16 protein-coding genes and 1 pseudogene are annotated in these 17,201 nt (G+C 69.9%); 1 reads left to right on the top strand and 16 read right to left on the bottom strand.

Annotated elements, in window-relative coordinates; translation table 11 throughout:
* Nucleotides 1-32 precede the first annotated feature (32 nt).
* Nucleotides 33-404: a hypothetical protein gene (locus FD678_RS08845; RefSeq protein ID WP_140721522.1), complete on the top strand. Its 372-nt coding sequence runs from the start codon at nucleotides 33-35 to the stop codon at nucleotides 402-404.
* 39 nt (nucleotides 405-443) lie between these two features.
* Here the strand turns inward: FD678_RS08845 and FD678_RS08840 are convergent, their stop codons facing one another.
* The 16 genes and pseudogenes from FD678_RS08840 to FD678_RS08765 form a co-directional block, all read right to left on the bottom strand.
* Nucleotides 444-2,186, bottom strand: a complete 1,743-nt coding sequence (locus tag FD678_RS08840) for a chemotaxis protein CheA (RefSeq protein ID WP_140721519.1) — start codon at nucleotides 2,184-2,186, stop codon at nucleotides 444-446.
* A 205-nt stretch (nucleotides 2,187-2,391) separates the two neighbouring features.
* On the bottom strand, nucleotides 2,392-3,012 hold the full coding sequence (locus tag FD678_RS08835; protein WP_218569586.1) for a protein phosphatase CheZ: 621 nt from the start codon (nucleotides 3,010-3,012) through the stop codon (nucleotides 2,392-2,394).
* A complete protein-coding gene (gene cheY, locus FD678_RS08830) occupies nucleotides 3,009-3,389 on the bottom strand; it encodes a chemotaxis response regulator CheY (RefSeq protein WP_140721977.1) in 381 nt (126 codons plus the stop codon). The genes FD678_RS08835 and cheY overlap by 4 nt, the downstream gene beginning before the upstream one ends.
* Nucleotides 3,390-3,512: 123 nt before the next feature.
* Entirely contained in the window at nucleotides 3,513-4,262 is a 750-nt protein-coding gene (locus FD678_RS08825; protein WP_140721516.1) for an RNA polymerase sigma factor FliA, read from the bottom strand.
* Nucleotides 4,259-5,083 carry a P-loop NTPase gene (locus tag FD678_RS08820; RefSeq protein ID WP_256661897.1) on the bottom strand — a complete coding sequence of 275 codons (825 nt, stop codon included), beginning with the start codon at nucleotides 5,081-5,083 and terminating at the stop codon, nucleotides 4,259-4,261. Before FD678_RS08820 ends, FD678_RS08825 begins: the two co-directional genes overlap by 4 nt.
* 52 nt (nucleotides 5,084-5,135) lie before the next feature.
* Nucleotides 5,136-6,578, bottom strand: a complete 1,443-nt coding sequence (gene flhF, locus FD678_RS08815; protein WP_140721510.1) for a flagellar biosynthesis protein FlhF — start codon at nucleotides 6,576-6,578, stop codon at nucleotides 5,136-5,138.
* A 196-nt stretch (nucleotides 6,579-6,774) separates the two neighbouring features.
* Nucleotides 6,775-8,880, bottom strand: a complete 2,106-nt coding sequence (gene flhA / locus FD678_RS08810) for a flagellar biosynthesis protein FlhA (RefSeq protein ID WP_140721507.1) — start codon at nucleotides 8,878-8,880, stop codon at nucleotides 6,775-6,777.
* The gene (gene flhB / locus FD678_RS08805) at nucleotides 8,877-10,010 is read right to left on the bottom strand and encodes a flagellar biosynthesis protein FlhB (protein ID WP_140721503.1); all 1,134 of its coding nucleotides are present in this window, start codon (nucleotides 10,008-10,010) and stop codon (nucleotides 8,877-8,879) included. The genes flhA and flhB overlap by 4 nt, the downstream gene beginning before the upstream one ends.
* Before the next feature lie 308 nt (nucleotides 10,011-10,318).
* Nucleotides 10,319-12,376: a putative bifunctional diguanylate cyclase/phosphodiesterase gene (locus FD678_RS08800; RefSeq protein WP_140721500.1), complete on the bottom strand. Its 2,058-nt coding sequence runs from the start codon at nucleotides 12,374-12,376 to the stop codon at nucleotides 10,319-10,321.
* Between the two features lie 270 nt (nucleotides 12,377-12,646).
* A complete protein-coding gene (gene fliR, locus FD678_RS08795) occupies nucleotides 12,647-13,438 on the bottom strand; it encodes a flagellar biosynthetic protein FliR (protein ID WP_140721497.1) in 792 nt (263 codons plus the stop codon).
* Nucleotides 13,439-13,635: 197 nt separating this feature from the next.
* Nucleotides 13,636-13,905: a flagellar biosynthetic protein FliQ gene (locus FD678_RS08790; RefSeq protein ID WP_140721494.1), complete on the bottom strand. Its 270-nt coding sequence runs from the start codon at nucleotides 13,903-13,905 to the stop codon at nucleotides 13,636-13,638.
* A 66-nt stretch (nucleotides 13,906-13,971) separates the two neighbouring features.
* On the bottom strand, nucleotides 13,972-14,766 hold the full coding sequence (gene fliP, locus FD678_RS08785; protein WP_372237526.1) for a flagellar type III secretion system pore protein FliP: 795 nt from the start codon (nucleotides 14,764-14,766) through the stop codon (nucleotides 13,972-13,974).
* A gap of 64 nt (nucleotides 14,767-14,830) precedes the next feature.
* Nucleotides 14,831-15,238, bottom strand: coding sequence for a flagellar biosynthetic protein FliO (fliO, locus tag FD678_RS08780; protein ID WP_140721488.1), 408 nt, complete (start codon nucleotides 15,236-15,238; stop codon nucleotides 14,831-14,833).
* A pseudogene (gene fliN / locus FD678_RS08775) lies at nucleotides 15,235-15,489 on the bottom strand (flagellar motor switch protein FliN); the annotation flags it as partial. The gene fliO and the pseudogene fliN, both read right to left, overlap by 4 nt.
* A 71-nt stretch (nucleotides 15,490-15,560) precedes the next feature.
* Nucleotides 15,561-16,577, bottom strand: a complete 1,017-nt coding sequence (gene fliM, locus FD678_RS08770; protein ID WP_140721482.1) for a flagellar motor switch protein FliM — start codon at nucleotides 16,575-16,577, stop codon at nucleotides 15,561-15,563.
* Nucleotides 16,577-17,095 (bottom strand): flagellar basal body-associated FliL family protein, encoded by a 519-nt coding sequence (locus FD678_RS08765; RefSeq protein ID WP_218569585.1) that lies wholly within the window; start codon nucleotides 17,093-17,095, stop codon nucleotides 16,577-16,579. Before FD678_RS08765 ends, fliM begins: the two co-directional genes overlap by 1 nt.
* Nucleotides 17,096-17,201 lie beyond the last annotated feature (106 nt).

The raw sequence follows: 17,201 nt of genomic DNA, 5'->3' as shown, positions 1-17,201 counted from the left end.
CGCTTCGCCGGGGGAATCGGTCACAAAGCGGCGTGAAGCCGCGTGAAGCGGGCGTTGGCGGATCGGGCGACGGCCAGCGCTATCTTCGCGGCATGCCACTGCGTCATTTCGTTCATGTCATCGGGTTCGAGGTCCCGGTCCATGGCAAGGCCCGGCCCGATGAACCGCTGGTCGTGCTGCTGGACAAGGTGCCGGTCGAGCGGTGGCGCGCGGTATTCCAGGAATGCGCGGAGGAACTGGTGCCCGGGCTGCGGCGCGGGGCGCCGACGCTGCAGGACGACACGATCCGGTTCCTGGTGGCGGGGCCGATGTCGCACAGGCAGGCGGCGGACATCCGCGGTTTCGTCGACCGGGTCAACCGTTTGACGTTCCTGCAGGACCGGGGCTCGTTCCAGCCGTTGTGAGCGCCGGGGAACCAACGGGCCCGCAATCGCGGTGGCCGCTCAACCGTCGCTGGCGCGCAGCCCGTCCACGTCGAGGATCAGCGCCATGCGGCCGTCGCCGATCAGGGTGGCGCCGGCATAGCCGGGCAGGCCGCGCAGCACGCGCGGCAAAGGCTTGATCACCACTTCCTCGCGGCCGCGGACCTGGTCCACGACCAGGCCGAACCGGGTATCGCCGGCCTGCAGCAAGACCACGGTCAACAGCGGGGTGGGGCGCGGATCCAGCGACAGCCAGCGGCGCAGGTCCACCAGCGGCAAGGTATGCGAGCGGCGGTCGAGCACGGCGCGGCCGTCGAACCATCCCAGCGAGGTCTGCGGCGCGTGCAGCACCTCCACGACGCGCGCCAGCGGCAGCGCGTAGACGTCCTCGCCGGCCTGCACCAGCAGGGTCGGCAGGATCGCCAGGGTCAGCGGCACGCGGATCATGAAGCGGGTGCCGCGGCCGAGTTCCGACTGGATCTGGATGGTGCCGCTCAGCTCGCGGATGCGCGACTGCACCACGTCCATGCCGACGCCGCGCCCGGAGATGTCGGTGACTTCGGTCTTGGTCGAGAAGCCCGGCAGGAAGATCAGGTGCAGGCATTCGTCCACACTCAGGCGCGCGGCCGCCTCGTGGTCGATCAGGCCCTTCTCGCGCGCCTTCTCGCGCAGCCGTTCCGGATCGATGCCGGCGCCGTCGTCCTGGATCTCGATGCTGACGTAGTCGCCTTCCTGCTGGGCCGACAGGCGCACGCGGCCGCTGCGCGGCTTGCCGCTGGCCTCGCGCAGGTCCGGGTCCTCCACGCCGTGGTCGATCGCGTTGCGGACCAGGTGCACCAGCGGATCGGCCAGGGCTTCGACCAGGTTGCGGTCCAGCTCGGTCTCGGCGCCGACCAGTTCCAGCTCGACCTCCTTGCGCAGCGAGCGGGCGACGTCGCGCGCGACCTTGGGAAAGCGCGAGAACACCTTGCCGACCGGCTGCATGCGCGTGCGCATCACCGCCGACTGCAGGCGCGCGGTGGCGATGTCGAGGGTGCTGACGGCGCGGTCGAGCTCCTCGTCGCGGATGCGCGCGCGCAGCGTCTTCAGGCGATTGCGCGCCAGCACCAGCTCGCCGATCAGGTTGACGATCGCGTCCAGGCGCTTGGTGTCGACGCGGACGGTGTGTTCGGCTTCGGCGGCCGGCTTGGCGACGGGCGCCGATGCCCGGGTCCCGGGGGCCGGAACGGCCGCAGCCAGCGGCTTTGTGCCGGGCGCGGCGCGGCCGTGCAGTTCGTCGAGCAGGGACTCGAACTCGTCCTCGCCGATCAGGCCATCGTCGTGGGACGCTGCAGGCTGGGGGGGGCTGGCCTGCGCCTTGCCGGATCCCGTCGCCGGCGGTGGCTCGCTCCCGGCATCGAACTGGGCGATCAACGCCGCCGGCACCTGCTCCGGTTCCCGCCCGGCGGACAGCGCATCGAGCATCGCCTGCAGGTGGTCCAGCGACTGCTGCGCGGCATCGAAGTGATGGGGGGCGAGCGTCGCCTGCCCGGAACGCGCGCGGCCCAGGGTTTCCTCGGCCGCGTGGCACAGTTCGACCATCGGCTGCACGCCGAGGAAGCCCGCGCCGCCCTTGAGCGTGTGGAAGCCGCGGAACACCGCATTGAGCTGGGTCGCGTCCTCCGGCGCCTGTTCCAGCGAGACCAACTGCTCGCCGAGGCGGTCCAGGATCTCCTGGGCCTCGATGATGAAGTCGGCGACGATGTCGTCGGGAACGGCGCTCATGACCGCTCGCTCCCTGGAACCGTCGGCAAGGCCTTGGTCGTCATTTCCGCGAAGTGCTTTCCAGCAGCCGGATGGCTGGTGAGGCGGGAATCCACCGACGTGGACCTGCCATTCGCAGGGTTTGCCCCATTGCAACGTCCCGGGATTCCCGTTCTCGCGGGAATGGCGGTCGTTTCGGGACGCCTCATGCTCACGTGCAAGGCTCCTACAGCCCCAGCCCGGACAGCAGGTCGTCGGCGTCGTCCTGCGAGACGGCGTGGTGGTCCAGCCCCTTCAGCGCGGGACCGGACAGCGCCGCGTCGGGCTTGCCGTCCTTGGGCGGCAGGCCGAGCGCACCGAAGCCTTCGTGCACGCGCCGCACGATTCCCGCTACGCGGCGGATGATCTGGCCGGTCAGGTCCTGGTAGCTCTGGGTGAGCGCCATCTCGGTGAGGTTGTGGCGGATCTTCTCCAGGATCGCCTGCTGGTCGGCGCCCAGGCCGCCGGCCTGCAGCTGGTCGGCGAGCGTGCGGCATTCCTCGGCCAGGTCCAGGGTGCGATGGCTGGCCTGTTCGGTCATCTGCACCACGTGGTCCAGGCGCGCGCAGGCATCGTCCAGCTGGCCGGCTTCCTCAGGCAGGCTCGGCAGTTCGCCCAGCGCCTGCCCGAGCTCGCGCGCGAGCCGGCTCAGGCCCTGGATCATCGGGCGCGTGCGCCAGGCGGCCAGCGCGTCGATTTCCCGGCGCCAGCCGGCCTCGTCGCCGCCCTCGAGGGCGTCCAGGGCATGGTGCAGGCGCTCGATCAGCGCGGCGCGCTCGGCGTTGGTTTCGATCGCGCTCTCCATCATGCGGTGGCCGCCAGCCGCTCGAAGATCTTGCCGAGCTTCTCTTCCAGGGTCTGCGCGGTGAACGGCTTGATGATGTAGCCGTTCACGCCGCTCTGGGCGGCCTCGATGATCTGCTCGCGCTTGGCCTCGGCGGTGACCATCAGCACCGGCAGGGCCTTGAGCTTGGGATCGGCGCGGATGGTCTTGAGCAGTTCGATGCCGGTCATGCCCGGCATGTTCCAGTCGGTGATGACGAAATCGAACGGCCCCGAGCGCAGCGCGGACAGCGCGGCATTGCCGTCCTCGGCTTCCGCGGTATTGGTGAAACCCAGATCGCCGAGCAGGTTCTTGACGATGCGCCGCATCGTCGAGAAGTCGTCCACGATCAGGATTCGCATGTTCTTGTTCACGGGGTACTCCTAGGGAAACGGAAATCTTGGCCGGGACGCGGGCCTGGGACCGGGGGCGTGGAAAACCAGAAGCGCCGATATCCCTGCTTTCCCGAGTCCCCGGTGGCGACCTCACTCTTCATCGTCCACGCCGGTATCGGCCAACTCGAAGACCTTCAGGCGACCGCGCAGGCGCACCATCGCCTGGCCGTGGATCTGGCATACGCGCGATTCGCTCACGCCGAGGACGGCGCCGATCTCCTTCAGGTTGAGCTCCTGCTCGTAATAGAGCGACAGCACCAGCTGCTCGCGCTCGGGCAATTGGGAGATGGCCTTGGACAGTTCGCGGCCGAACTCGCCGCGCTCCACCATCTGTTGCGGGGTCGGGCCGCCCTTGGCCGTGGTATCGAGCTCGCCGTGGTCCTCGATCCGCGATTCCAGGCTCAGCACCTGGCCGCGCGCGGCATCCTCCATCAGGCGCAGGTAGTCCGGCAGCGGCATGTCCATCGCCGCGGCGACCTCCGTGGCGGAGGCGGCGCGGCCGGTTTCCTGCTCGATCCTGCGGATCGTGGCGGCGGCGTCGCGGGCGCGGCGGTGGACCGAGCGCGGCACCCAGTCGCCGCGCCGGATCTCGTCGATCATCGCGCCGCGGATGCGGATGGAGGCGTAGGTCTCGAAGGAGGCGCCCTGGTCGGCGTCGTACGAGCGCGAGGCCTCGATCAGGCCGATCATGCCGGCCTGGATCAGGTCGTCGATCTCCACGCTGGCCGGCAACCGCGCGGCGAGGTGGTGGGCGATGCGGCGCACCAGGTCGGCGTGCTGGTAGACGTTGTCGGCGCTGCCGGCGCGCTGCACCGCCTTGTACTGGGCGGCGGCGTTCATGCCGCCACCCCGTTGCGTTGCTGGATGATGCGCTCGAGGAAGAACTCGACGTTGCCGCGCGCCGCAGTCGGGGCCTGCCAGCGCGAGGTGCGGCGCGCGATCTCGGCGATCGCCTGCGCCGACGGGCTGCCCGGGTAGAGCTTGGTCACCGGTTGCTGGCGCTGCACCGCCAACCGCAGCCAGTCGTCCTGGGGCACGTGGCCGAGGTAGTTGAGCGAGACGTCGCCGAGGAACTTCTCGCAGACCCGCGCGAGCTTGTCGTACAGCAGCCGGCCTTCGTTCGGGTCGCGCACCATGTTGGCGACGATCTGCAGGCGGTCCACGCCGCGCTCGCGCGAGAGCACCTTGATCAGCGCGTAGGCATCGGTGATCGAGGCCGGCTCGTCACAGACCACGACCACCGTGTCCTGCGCGGCCTGGCAGAAGGTGAGCACGCTGTCGGTGATGCCAGCGGCGGTGTCGATCACCATCACGTCCAGGTCGCGTTCCAGCTCGGAGAACACGTTGACCAGGCCGATGTGCTCGGCCTGGGCCAGCTCGGCCATGTGGCGGCGGCCGGACGCGGCCGGCACCACCAGCACGCCGCCCGGGCCGGTGAGGATCACGTCTTCCAGCGAGCAGCGCCCCGCGACCAGGTCGGCCAGGGTCAGCTTGGGCTGCAGGCCGAGGATCACGTCGATGTTGGCCAGGCCCAGGTCGGCATCCAGCAGCAGCGTGCGCCGGCCCATGTCGGCCAGCGCCACGGCCAGGTTGGCCGAGAGGTTGGTCTTGCCGACGCCGCCCTTGCCGCCGGTCACGGCGATGCTCCGCACCGGGCCCAGCGGCTCGGCACGGGTCGTGGACAACGGGTAGGCGTTGGTCAGCTGGGCGTATTCACGCGACGGCATGGGTGTGCTCCGGAGTACAGGGCTTATCGGCAGCGCGCCGCAAATCTTCAAGGCGAAGTACGAGGCTGGCGGCGTTGGCCCGGTGCAGGTCGTCGGGGACGCGCTGGCCGTCGGTGATCCAGGTGATCGGCAACTGGTGGTCGACCACCACGGACAGGGCGCTGCCGAGCCGCCCGGTCTCGTCCAGCTTGGTCAGCACCACGCCCTGGGGCCGGGCTCCGGCGAAGCGGCGCGCCACCTCGTCCAGGTCCGAGAAGTGGGCGTTGGCCGGCAGCACCAGCAGCGAGGTGACCTGGCGTGCGGCGCGCAGCCAGTTCAACTGCGCCGCCAGGGCACGGTCGCGCTGGCCCATGCCGGCGGTGTCGATCAGCACCAGCTTGTAGTCGCGCAGGCGTTCCAGCAGGGCCATAAGGCCCTGGTCGCTGTCGGCCTCGTGCACGGCGATGCCGAGCTGGCGGCCGTAGCCGTGCAACTGCTCGCGCCCGCCGACGCGCAGGGTGTCGGTGGTGACCAGGGCGACGTCGCGCGGGGCGTGCTGGGCGACGAAGCGCGCGGCGAGCTTGGCGATGGTGGTGGTCTTGCCGGCGCCGGTGGGGCCGACCAGCGCGATCACGCCGCCGATCTCGAGCGGATCGACCGGGGCGATCGGCAGGCGCTTGGACAGCAGGCCGAGCATCAGGCCGCGGCCCTTGTGCAGTTCGGTGTCGGCCGGGATCTGCATGGCGACGTCGCGGGTGATGCCGGCGTCGAAGCCGTAGTCGTCGAGCAGTTCCAGCGCCTGGGCGCGCACCGGCGAGCCGCGCAGGCGCTCGTCGGTGAGCCGGTTCATCTCGCGCTCGATCATCTGCCGCATCAGCGCCAGTTCCTCGCGCAGCTGCCGCAGTTCGGCGTCGTCCTGCGGCTTGGGCAACGGCGCGGGCGCGAGGGAAGGCGCGCCCGCGGCCGGTTCGGCCGGCGGCAGCGGCCGGGGCGCGGCGATCGGCGGCAACGCCGGCAGCTCGGGAGCGTCCGGCGCGGGCTGCACGAACGTGGCGAAGATCTCTTCGGGCAACTGCGCCGGGGCGCGGCCGGAAGCGGCCTTCGCGCGGGCCGCGGGCTTCTCCGCGACCGGCACGCCGCGTTCGCGCGGCGCGGCGGCCGCGCCACGCCCGGGCTGCTGGCGCTGGGCGAGCGCGGCGATCATCTCGTCGGCCGGCGTGCGCGCCGGCGCGGATTCGGCGATGCCCGCCGCGGCGGCGCGCGCCGGCGGCTGGCGCACGTTGTCCAGGGCGCGCTGCACCAGCTCCTCGTCGTAGTTGCTGGCGGCGACGATCTCGATGCCTTCCTCGGTGCGCCGGTTGGACAGGATCACCGCGTCCGGGCCGTGCTCTTCGCGCACCATGCGGAAGGCCGTGCGCATGTCGGGGGCGACGAAGCGTTTGATCTTCATGGGGAGCCGGGATGGGAGATTCGGGATTCGGGATTGGCAGGAGCAGCGGGACTGGGGATTCGGGATTGGGGATTCACAAAAGCGGGCGGAGCTTGGCGTTTCCTGGTCGAAGTTCTGGACACTTTCATTCCTGTTCTCTCCACTCGCGGGAACCCGCTCTTGCGAATCCCCAATCCCGAATCCCCAATCCCGGCCTCTAACTGATCGTCCCCACCAGCTTCAGCCGCTTGTCCTCCGGCACCTCGCTGTAGGCCAGCACCGACAGCTGCGGGACGCTGTGCCGGACCAGGCGCGCCAGCGCGGCGCGGACCTGGCCGGGGACCAGCACCACCGCCGGCTCGTTGCGGGCCTCCTGCTTGCCGACGCAGTCGGCCAGGCTCTGGTGCAGGCGCTCGGCGAGGCCGGGTTCGAGGGCGACGTTGCCGCCGCCCTGGGCGGACTCCTGCAAGACCCGTTCCAATTGCGGGGCGAGGGTGAACACCGGCAGCTCCGGCGACATGCCGGCGATCTCCTGGACGATGAAACGGCCCAGCGAAGTGCGCACCGCGGCGGTCAGCATGGCCGGGTCCTGGCCATGCGGGGCGTGCTCGACCAGCGCCTCGACGATCTTGCGCAGCTGGCGGATGGGGATGCGCTCGACCAGCAGGTTCTGCAGCACCCGCACCACGACGGCGAGCGGCAGCGCCTTGGGGGTGAGGTCCTCGACCAGCTTGGGTGCGCTCTTGCCGAGCTGGGCGAGCAGTTGCTGCACTTCCTCGTGGCCGAGCAGCTCGGGCGCGTGCTCGCGGATCAGGTGCGAGAGGTGGGTGGCGATCACCGTGGCGGGATCGACCACGGTATAGCCCATGGCCTCGGCCTGGGCGCGCTGGCCGGGCTGGATCCAGGTGGCGTCGAGCCCGAACGCGGGATCCTTGCCCTTGATGCCGTCGAGCTTGCCGAGCGCGCCGCCCGGGTCCAGCGCCAGTTCGCGGTCGGGGTGCACCTCGGCGGTCGCCACCGGCACGCCGTGGATCAGCAGGCGGTACGACGTGGCGGTCAGTTCCAGGTTGTCGCGGATGTGCACCGGCGGGATCAGGAAGCCGATGTCCTGGGTGAGCTTGCGTCGCACGCCCTTGATGCGCGCCATCAGTTCGCCGCCCTGGTTCTTGTCCACCAGCGGGATCAGCCGGTAGCCGACTTCCAGGCCGAGCGGGTCGATCGGGCGCAGTTCGTCCCAGCTCAGTTCCGGCGAGGGCGCGGGCGCGGCGCCGGGCAGCTTGGGATCGCCCGGTTTGCCCGGCGCGGCGCCCGTACCCGGCGACGGAGTTCCGGCGTCGCGCTTCCACAACCGCCACGCCACGAAACCGAGCAGCAGGCCCAACGTCAAAAAGGCGACGTTCGGCATGCCCGGCACCAGCCCGACCAGGCCGAGGATCGCCGCGGCGATCGCCAGTGCCTTGTGCTGCCCGAACACCTGGCCGACCATCGCCTGGCTCATGTCCTGCGCGCGCGAGGCGCGCGTGACCAGCATCGCCACCGCCGAGGACACCAGCAGCGCCGGCAGCTGCGCCACTAGGCCGTCGCCGATCGACAGCAGGGTATAGGTCGAGGCCGCCTCGCCGAACGGCATGCCGTGCTGGAGCACGCCCACCGCCAGGCCGCCGAGCAGGTTGATGAACAGGATCAGGATGCCGGCGATGGCATCGCCGCGGATGAACTTGCTGGCGCCGTCCATCGCGCCGTAGAAGTCGGCTTCCTCGCGCACCTCCTCGCGGCGGGCCTTGGCTTCCTCGCGGGTGAGCAGGCCGGCGTTGAGGTCGGCGTCGATCGCCATCTGCTTGCCGGGCATGGCGTCGAGGATGAAGCGCGCGGTCACCTCCGACACGCGCCCGGCGCCCTTGGTGATGACCACGAAATTGATGATGGTCAGGATCGCGAACACCACGATGCCGACCGCGTAGTTGCCGCCGATCACGAACTCGCCGAACGCGGCGATCACCTTGCCGGCCGCGTCGTGGCCGTTCTGGCCGTTGAGCAGGATCACGCGGGTGGAGGCCACGTTCAGCGCCAGCCGCAGCATCGTGGTCATCAGCAGCACGATCGGGAAGATCGTGAAGTCCAGCGGCCGCTTCACGTACACCACCGCCAGCAGCACCATCAGCGAGATCGCGATGTTGAAGGTGAACAGCGCGTCCAGCACCGGCGCGGCCAGCGGCACCACCACCATCGCCAGCATCGCCAGCACGATGAGCGGCGCGCCCAGGCCGTGCCGGACCATGTCCAGCAGCTTGCGGGCGTTCACCGGCGAGGCCTGCGCGCTCATGCGCGGCCGTCCGTGCCGGCGAACTCGTCGAGTTCGATCGCGGGCAGCTGCGGCATCGGACCGCGCCGCCAGGCGCGCAGCTGGTAGACGTAGGACAGCACCTGGGCGACGGCCGAATACAGTCTCACGGGGATTTCCTTGCCGAGTTGCGCTTCCCGATACAAGGCGCGTGCCAAAGGCGGTGCCGACACGATCGCGACCCGGTGCTGCTCGCCGACCTCGCGGATGCGCTGGGCGACCTCGTCCACGCCCTTGGCGACCACGATCGGCGCGCGCATCCGCTCTCCCTCGTACTGCAGCGCCACCGCGTAGTGGGTGGGGTTGACCAGCACCACGTCGGCCTTGGGCACCGCCTCGATCATCCGGCGCTGCGCCAGTTGCTGCTGCATCTGCCGGATCCGGCTCTTGACCTCCGGGCTGCCCTCGCTTTCCTTGATCTCGCGCTTGACCTCCTCGCGGGTCATCTTCAGCCGGCGCAGCCAGTTCCACTTCTGGTAAGGCGCGTCCAGCGCGGCGAGCAGCCCGAGCGCGAGCGCGGCGTACATCAGCAGCCGCAGGGTGAAGCCCAGGCCATCGACGATCGCGCGTTCCAGCGGCGCGTTCAGCAGGGTGCGCAGGTCGTGCAGGCCATGCCAGATGCACAGGCCGGTGGCGGTGCCGACGAACAGCACGCGCAACAGCGACTTGACCAGCTCGCCGATGCTCTCCGCGCCGTACAGGCGCTTGAGGCCGGCCAGCGGGTTGAGCTTGTTGGGGTCCGGCGCCAGCGCCTTGCCCGAAAACCGCAGTCCGCCCATCAACAGCGGCCCGGCCAATCCCGCCAGCAGGCAGACCAGGACCAGCGGCGCCGTCACCCACAGCAACTGCACGAGCAGCTCGCCGAAATGGCCCAGCAGCTTGGACGGGTTGTCGCGCAGGCCCGGGTCCGGGCTCAGCGCGGCCTTCATCCAGCCGCGCGCGCCCGACGCCAGGCTGCCGGACATCGCCATCAGCGCGAACACGCCGGCGGTGAACACCGCGGCAGTCGCCAGCTCGCGCGAGCGCGGGATGTTGCCTTGCTCGCGGGCCTCGCGCAGGCGTTTCTCGGTAGGCTGTTCGGTGCGTTCGGCGCCGTCTTCGTTCTCGGCCATCGCGTTGCGGGGGAGGGGCTCCCGCGGGGCGATGCAAGTTCTATTCCTTCGGGGGCGGGCCCCGGGTTTGGGGACTGGGACCGGGACTCGGAAAGGCGACGAGCCTGCTTCGGAGGGAATCCCGTTGTGGGAGGGACTTCAGTCCCGACAGGGCTTTACAGGCCCTCCGTCGGGACTGAAGTCCCTCCCACGAAAGAACAAGAAAGCGGCAAGAAGGGCCTCGGATCGCTTGACAGCCAAACCCAGGCAAGGAGGCTTTCCCGAATCCCGAATCCCGAATCCCGAATCCCGAATCCCGAATCCCGAGCCTAAAGGCTCGCGGCAGCAATGAAACTACGCGGCTCGAGCGGCCGGCTCATCAGGTAGCCCTGCAACTGGTCGCAGCCCAGGTCGCGCAGGTGGTGCCGCTGCAGTTCGGTCTCCACGCCTTCGGCCACCACCTTCATGTTGAGCGTGCGCGCCAGGCCGACGATCGCCGCCACGATCGCCCGGTCCTCGCCCTCCTGTTGCAGGCCCTGCACGAACATGCGGTCGATCTTCAGCTCGCAGGCCGGCAGGCGCTTGAGGTACATCAGGTTGGAGTAGCCGGTGCCGAAGTCGTCGATGGCGATGTTGACGCCGAGTTCGTGCAGGGCCTTGAGCACTTCCAGGCTGGCGTCGGCGTCGCGCATGGCGGCGCTCTCGGTGATCTCCAGGGTCAGCCGGGCCGGGTCGATGCCGTGCCTGGCCAGGGCCTGGCCGACGCAGGCGACCAGGCCCGGGGAGGCCAGTTGCACTGGCGACAGGTTCACGGCCACGTTCCAGTCGCCGCGACCGGCCTCGCGCCACTCGCGCATCTGGCGGCAGGCCTCCTCCAGCGCCCATTCGCCGATCGGCACGATCAGGCCGATCCGCTCGGCCACCGGGATGAAACGGTCCGGCATGATCAGGCCGCGTTCCGGATGCTGCCAGCGCATCAGCGCCTCCGCGCCGACCACGTCGCGGCCGTGCGCGCCGTACTTGGGCTGGTAATGGAGCACGAACTGGCGCCGCTCCAGCGCCAGCGGCAGGTCGCGCACCAGCAGCATCTTCTCGTGGGCGCTGCGGTTCATCGACGGCTCGAAGAACGCATAGCCGTTCCGGCCGGTCGCCTTGGCGTGGTACATCGCCGCATCCGCATTGGCGATCAGCACGTGGTCGTGCGTGCCGTCCTCGGGATAGATCGCGATGCCGATGCTGGTCGAGACCCGCAACTCGATGTCGTTGGACTTGAACGGCGCCACGAGCGCGGCCACGACCCGCTCGGCCAGGGCGGCGGCGTCCTCCGGTTCGTCCACCGGCAATGCCAGCACGAACTCGTCGCCGCCGAGCCGGGCGAGGGTGTCCTCGCTCCGCAGCAGCGTGCCGAGCCGGCTGGCCACCGCGACCAGCAGGGCATCGCCGGCCTGGTGCCCGTAGGCGTCGTTGATCGCCTTGAAGCCGTCCAGGTCCAGGAACATCACCGCGAACCGGCGGCGCCGTCGCTGCGCCCGCTCCAACCCCTGCTGGATCCGGTCCTGCAGCAGCAGCCGGTTGGGCAACCGGGTCAGCGAGTCGTGCAGCGCGGCCTGTTCCAGCTCCCGGTTGGCGGCGGCAAGCGAGCTGGCCAGCAGTTCCGTGCGCTGCTGGAAGTGACGGTCGAGCACCGACACGCCCAGCGCCATCGCGGTCACGCCCAGCGTCACCACGACCACCAGCACCGCCAGCCACTGCACCGGCATGCCGCCGTCGCGCGCGGCGCCGCAGATGCTTTCGGGCGGGAACCGGGCCGCGGCCATGCCGGTGTAGTGCATGCCGACGATCGCCAGGCCCATCACCAGCGCCGCCAGCGGCTGCACCACGTAGCGGCGGTGCCCGCTGCGCAGGCGGAACGCGATCCACAGCGCCGCGGCCGAGGCGGCGATCGCGATCGCCAGCGACAGCGCGAACCAGCCAGGGTGGTAGTCGATGCCGGGCTGCATCCGCATCGCGGCCATGCCCAGGTAATGCATCGCGGCGATGCCCAGCCCCATCAGCAGGGCGCCGGCCGCCAGCCGCGGGTAGGGCAGTTCGCGGCGCGACACCAGCCAGAGCGCGAAGGCCGAGGCGAGCACCGAGACCACCATCGAGTACAGGGTGAGCCCCAGGTCGTATCCGAGCGGGACCGGCAGGCTGAAGGCGAGCATGCCGATGAAATGCATCGACCAGACCCCGAAACCCATCGCCAGCGCGCCGCCGGCCAGCCACCAGCCGGCCGCCCGGCCGCGCGTGGCCGAAACCCGGCCGGCCATGTCCAACGCGGTATAGGAGGCCAGGACGGCTACGGCGAGCGAGATCGCCACCAGCCATTCGTTGTAGCTGCCCTGCATGTAAGGCCCGGGAGGAAAGAGCAGAAGTGCCCTGGCGGTAGCGGCCGCGTTCGAGCGGACTTGAGCGCGGCGGCCGCAGGTCGGGGCGACAGGGCGGTCGCTTCCCGGGGAGCGCTCCAGTCCCCGGCGGGAGTTGCCGGCGCTGCCCGGATGGTCATGCCAGCGGCCAGGCGCGGTATCGGCCTTCGGTCCCAACGGAAATCCTTGGCCGCCGTTCGCGGGCGGCCCCGTCGGGACCGGAGTCCCTCCCGCAGGGGGCCTGGGCTGGCGTCAGCCGCCGAGCTGGCGCGCCGCATCGAAGGCGGCGTCGAACATGCGCTGTACCGGCGCGGACATCTCGCCGGCCAGCATCGCCAGCAGGAACAGTCCCAGCAGCAGCGAGACCGGCAGGCCGAGCTGGATCGGGTTCAGTGCGGGCGCGGCCCGCGACAGCGCGCCGAAGGCCAGGTTGACCGCCAGCATCGCCACGATCATCGGCAGCGCCAGCGTGAGCCCGCCGCGCAGCACGTGCAGGAAGAAAGTGGGCGCGACCTCGGCGAAGGCATGCACGTCGTGCAGCGCGGTGCCGATCGGCAACGCCTTGTAGCTGTCCACCAGCAGCGCCACCAAGGCCAGGTGGCCGTTGGCGGCGAAGAACAACAGGCCGAAGCCGATGTAGAACCACTGCGACACCACGCCCGAGGTGACGCCGCGCAGCGGATCCGACATCTGCGCGAACGACAGGCCCATGCTCTGGGAAATCATTTCGCCGGCCAGCGCGCCGGCCTCGAAGATCAGCCGCAGCATGAAACCCATCGACGCACCGATTGCCAGCTCGCGCGCGATGCCCAGCACCGCGGCCGCGTCGAATCCGTTCCACTCCGGGACCGGCGGCAGGATCGGCGCCAGCGCCATGGCCAGCGTGCCCGCGAGCACCACGCGTATCCGCGCCGGCACCGCGCGGGTGCCGATCAGCGGCATCGCCGCGAGCAGCGCCCCGATGCGCAGCATGGTCCACAGCACCGTACCGATCATCGCGAAGGCCTGCTGGCCGTCGATCACCATTTGGGTGGCGGCGTCCATCAGTGCGGCTCGCACTGCACGACAATGGCAATACCGTCGTCCCCGCGCAGGCGGGGACCCAGCGACTTGCGCGAAACCCGTCCGCAATCGTGGTTCATGCGTTCAACCGGCCTTTGCGCCATCTGCTCGAAAGCCACTGGGTCCCCGCCTGCGCGGGGACGACGGTATCAACGCGCGATAGCGGCATTGCCATCCCGCTACCCGATCAAATGCGGGATGCGCTGGAACAGCATCGTGGTGTACTCGACCAGGTGCGCCAGCAGCATCGAGCCGGTGGCGAACAGCAGGACCGTCAGCGCGACCGCCTTGGAGACGAAGGCGATGGTCGGTTCGTTGAGCTGGGTCGCGGCCTGCACGATGCCGACGACGATGCCGACCACCAGGATGGCGAGCAGGATCGGGCCGGCGATCCACAGCACGGTTACCAGCCCGCCGCGGAGCTCGGTGAGAGCGATTTCGGGACTCATGGTTCGGGACTCGGAATGGGAAACCCGGGAAGGACGAGCTACCGGGTCGTGCCCGGGGCCGCGGCCTCACACCGCATTGAAACTGGCCGCCAACGTGCCGACCACCAGCACCCAGCCGTCCACCAGCACGAACAGCAGGATCTTGAACGGGGCCGACACCAGCATCGGCGACATCATCATCATGCCCATCGACATCAGCACGCTGGCCACGACCAGGTCGATGATCACGAAGGGGATGAAGATCAGGAAGCCGATCTCGAAGGCGGTCTTCAGCTCGCTGGTGACGAACGAGGCGACCAGCACCGGGAACGGCACCGCGTCCGGGCCGGCGTACTTGCCGTCGCCGGCCATGCCGGCGAAGGTCATCAGGTCGGTCTCGCGCACCTGCGCCAGCATGAAGGCGCGCAGCGGCTGGGTGGTCAGCGTCCAGGCGGTCTGGAAGTCGATCCGGCCGTCGAGGTAGGGCTGCAGGCCGGCGCTCCACATCTTCTGCCACACCGGCATCATCACCAGCGCGGTCAGGAACAGCGCCAGGCCCAGCAGCACCTGGTTGGACGGGGTCTGGCCGGTGCCCAGCGCCTGCCGCAGCAGGCCGAGCACGATGGTGATGCGGGTGAAGGCGGTCAGCACCAGCAGCATCGACGGCAGCAGGGTGATCGCCGTCATCAGCAGCAGCGTCTGCAGCGGCAGGCTCACCGGCTGGTTACCGATGCGCCCGACGTTGACGTTGGGCAGCGAAGGTATCTGGTTGGCGCCGGCCGCCGGCGCGGGTTCTACCGAGGCCGGCTGCGCAGCGGCCGCCGCGGCCTGCGCCATCGCCGGCACGGCCGCCGGGGCCGCCATCGCGGCGGGCGCCAGCATCGTCGCCAACAGGATCAGCACCAGCCTGAGGCTGCGCCTCCAACGGTTCCAGCGGAGCAGCATGTCAGGAATCCTTGCGCAGCTTCTGCGACAGCAGGCGCGCGAAATCGGGGAGGCGTTTCAGGTCCGGCAGCGCCGGGGCCGGGGCCTGCGGCAACGGCTCGGGCAGGGTGTGCAACGTGCGGATGCCGCCCGCGGCGACGCCCAGCAGCAACTGCTCGCCGTTGATCTCGACGACCACCACGCGTTCCTTCGGGCCGAGCGGCAGGCTGGCGACAAGCTTCAGGCCGGCGGCGGGACGGAAGCCGCTACCGGGCATGCGCTTGAGCAGCCAGCCGAGGCCGACGATCAGGCCCAGCACCAGCAGCAGCGCGAACACCGCGCCGAACACGCCGGGCGGGGACGGCGCCTGGCTGCCGACCTTCGCCGCCTGGGCGCCGGTCGCCACCGTGGCCAGGAGCCATGCGCTCACCGCAGCCTCCGGATGCGCTCGCTCGGGCTGACCACGTCGGTCAGGCGGATGCCGAAGCGGTCGTTGATGACGACCACCTCGCCGTGCGCGATGAGCGTGCCGTTGACGTACACGTCCAGCGGCTCGCCGGCGCCGCGGTCCAGTTCCACCACCGAGCCCTGGTTGAGCTGCAGCAGGTTGCGGATCGGGATGCGCGCGCGGCCGACTTCCAGCGACAGCGTCACCGGCACGTCCAGGATCACGTCCAGGTTGAGGTCGGCCGCGGCCGGGTCGTGCTCGGCCTGGAGGTTGTCGAACTGCGCCGCGGGCGCTTCGGTATGGTTCATGGCAGGGAGTCCTGTGGAACGGCGGCACGCGCCGGGGCAGTGGCGGCGGGCGGTTTCACCGCGGTGATCTTCACGGCGTTGTTGCCGTTGGCGACGCCGAATTCGCCGGTGAACACGGGGATGTCCTCCACGCACAGCGGCACCTGCGCGGGCAGCTCGATCGGCAGGATGTCGCCGACCTTCAGCCGGGTGAGCTGGCGCAGGCTGATGCGCTTGCTGGCCAGCACGCTGGAGAGGGTGACCTCGGCGATGTCGAGCTGCTCGCGCAGCGACACGTTCCAGCTCTCGTCGCGGTCGTTGCGGTCGCTCTGGATGCCGGCGTCGAGCACGTCGCGGATCGGCTCCAGCATCGAGTAGGGCAAGGTGACGTGGATCTCGCCGCCGCCGCCTTCCAGCTCGACGTGGAAGCGGCAGACCACCACGTACTCGCGCGGCGTCACGATGTTGGCGAAGTGCGGGTTGATCTCCGAGTTGATGTACTCGAAGTCCACGTCCATCACCGGGGCCCAGGCTTCCTTCAGGTCGGCGAAGGTCTGCTTGAGCAGCAACTGGATCACCCGCATTTCGGTGGCGGTGAACTCGCGACCCTCGATGCGGGTGGGGTAGCGGCCGTCGCCGCCGAAGAAGTTGTCGACCACGGTGAACACCAGGGTCGGCTCGAACACGATCAGGCCGGTGCCGCGCAGCGGCTTGAAGCGGATCAGGTTGAGGTTGGTCGGCACGTACAGCGAGTGCATGTACTCGTTGAACTTGATCAGGTCGATGCCGCGCACCGACAGGTCGGCCGAACGCCGGATCAGGTTGAACAGGCCGATCCGCCACAGGCGCGCGAAGCGCTCGTTGACCATCTCCAGGGTCGGCATGCGGCCGCGGATGATCCGGTCCTGGCTGGACAGGTCGTACGGCCGGGCCTCGCCCGGGGCGGGCTCCGGCTCGGTGCTGACCGCGCCGGAATCGACGCCGTGCAGCAGGGCGTCGATCTCGTCCTGGGAAAGCAGGTCGTTGATGCTCATTACTGGGTCACGAAGCTGGTGAACAGCAGGTCTTCAACGCACTTCTTGCCGGTCTCGGCGGTCATCACCCGCTGCGCCTCGGCCAGCGCGGCCTTCTGCAGCTTCAGCCGCCCCGCGACGTCGGCGATCTCGGTGGACTGCACGCCCGACAGCAGCATCAGCAGGTGGGCACGGATCGCCGGCGCGTTCTCGACGATGGACTTCATCTGGTCCGGATTGCGGGTCATCAGCTGGATCTCGACCTGCAGGTAGCGCGGGCCGTCGATCGGCCCGTTGAGATTGACCACGAACGGCGGATCCATCGGGAAGTACTGCGCGGGCGCCGGCAGCGCGGCGGCTTTCCCGGCGGCCTTGGCCTGGCCGGCCTTGCCGTCCTGCTGGGCGTAGAACCACGCGCCGCCGCCCGCCGCGGCGGCCGCGACGACAGCCGCCGCAGCGACCAGCACGAGGGTCTTGCCGCTTCCTTTGGGCTTGTCCTGGGCGTCGGTCTTCTTGTTCTTGTCGGCGGCAGTGGCCACGTGCAGGTTCCGGAAACAGTCTGCCGTGGCGGATGCAATCCGCGTGCCAGCGCCGGCGCGTCGGGTTTCCGGCGTCGCCATGCCCGCCGCCGCGGGTATGGCGGAC

Origin of the sequence: Pseudomonas sp. Hp2 (assembly GCF_006386585.1) — a bacterium.
GTDB classification, from domain to species: Bacteria; Pseudomonadota; Gammaproteobacteria; order Xanthomonadales; family Xanthomonadaceae; genus Pseudomonas_S; species Pseudomonas_S boreopolis.
The sequence above is the reverse complement of the archived record's forward strand: the minus strand, read 5'-3'. Positions and strand labels throughout refer to the sequence as shown.

Coding starts and splice junctions, on each gene's coding strand:
- FD678_RS08840 (WP_140721519.1), bottom strand. CDS start 2,186: ATGAGCGCCGTTCCCGACGACATCGTCGCCGACTTCATCATCGAGGCC.
- FD678_RS08835 (WP_218569586.1), bottom strand. CDS start 3,012: ATGATGGAGAGCGCGATCGAAACCAACGCCGAGCGCGCCGCGCTGATC.
- cheY (WP_140721977.1), bottom strand. CDS start 3,389: ATGCGAATCCTGATCGTGGACGACTTCTCGACGATGCGGCGCATCGTC.
- FD678_RS08825 (WP_140721516.1), bottom strand. CDS start 4,262: ATGAACGCCGCCGCCCAGTACAAGGCGGTGCAGCGCGCCGGCAGCGCC.
- flhF (WP_140721510.1), bottom strand. CDS start 6,578: ATGAAGATCAAACGCTTCGTCGCCCCCGACATGCGCACGGCCTTCCGC.
- flhA (WP_140721507.1), bottom strand. CDS start 8,880: ATGAGCGCGCAGGCCTCGCCGGTGAACGCCCGCAAGCTGCTGGACATG.
- flhB (WP_140721503.1), bottom strand. CDS start 10,010: ATGGCCGAGAACGAAGACGGCGCCGAACGCACCGAACAGCCTACCGAG.
- FD678_RS08800 (WP_140721500.1), bottom strand. CDS start 12,376: ATGCAGGGCAGCTACAACGAATGGCTGGTGGCGATCTCGCTCGCCGTA.
- fliR (WP_140721497.1), bottom strand. CDS start 13,438: ATGGACGCCGCCACCCAAATGGTGATCGACGGCCAGCAGGCCTTCGCG.
- FD678_RS08790 (WP_140721494.1), bottom strand. CDS start 13,905: ATGAGTCCCGAAATCGCTCTCACCGAGCTCCGCGGCGGGCTGGTAACC.
- fliP (WP_372237526.1), bottom strand. CDS start 14,766: ATGCTGGCGCCCGCCGCGATGGCGGCCCCGGCGGCCGTGCCGGCGATG.
- fliM (WP_140721482.1), bottom strand. CDS start 16,577: ATGAGCATCAACGACCTGCTTTCCCAGGACGAGATCGACGCCCTGCTG.